Raw genomic sequence first — 555 nt, forward strand, 5'->3', positions numbered from 1 at the left:
GCTTGCCCGCGCGCTCGCCTACGACCCGCCGATCCTGCTGATGGACGAGCCGCTGTCGGCGCTCGACAAGAAGCTGCGCCAGGAAATCCAGGCCGAGATCCGCCGCATCCACCGCGAGACCGGCGTCACCATCCTCTATGTCACGCACGACCAGGAGGAGGCGCTGCATCTTTCGGATCGCATCGCTCTGTTCAGGGAAGGCCGCATCGAACAGATCGGTACTGGCGAGGATCTTTACCTCCGGCCGGCGAGCGAGTTCGTCGCCGGCTTCATCGGCAACTCGAATTTCCTGCCGGCTGAGCATTTGCAAACCGCAGATGGCGCATCGACGATCCGCCTGGCCGGCGGCTCGATCGTGACCGGCGTCAAGGCGACAACGTCGTTCGGCCAAGGCCAGAACGTCCGGCTGATGGTGCGCCCGGAAGCCTTCCGCTTGACGCCTACGCCGACAAGCGTGGCACTCGCCGTCGAGATCGTCGATACCGCCTTCTTCGGCGACCGACGGCGAGTAGTGGCACGCACGGCCGGCGGAGATGAGATCGACGTCAGGCCAAC

Annotated in this window: 1 protein-coding gene; it reads left to right on the forward strand. The window is 65.2% G+C overall.

Annotation, left to right across the window (positions count from 1 at the left end; genetic code table 11):
* Positions 1-555 (forward strand): ABC transporter ATP-binding protein (locus EN925_RS38860; protein WP_164894838.1); only part of this gene is annotated, 555 nt, incomplete at both ends.

Source organism: Mesorhizobium sp. M7A.F.Ca.US.006.04.2.1, assembly GCF_004022915.1.
GTDB lineage: Bacteria > Pseudomonadota > Alphaproteobacteria > Rhizobiales > Rhizobiaceae > Mesorhizobium > Mesorhizobium ciceri.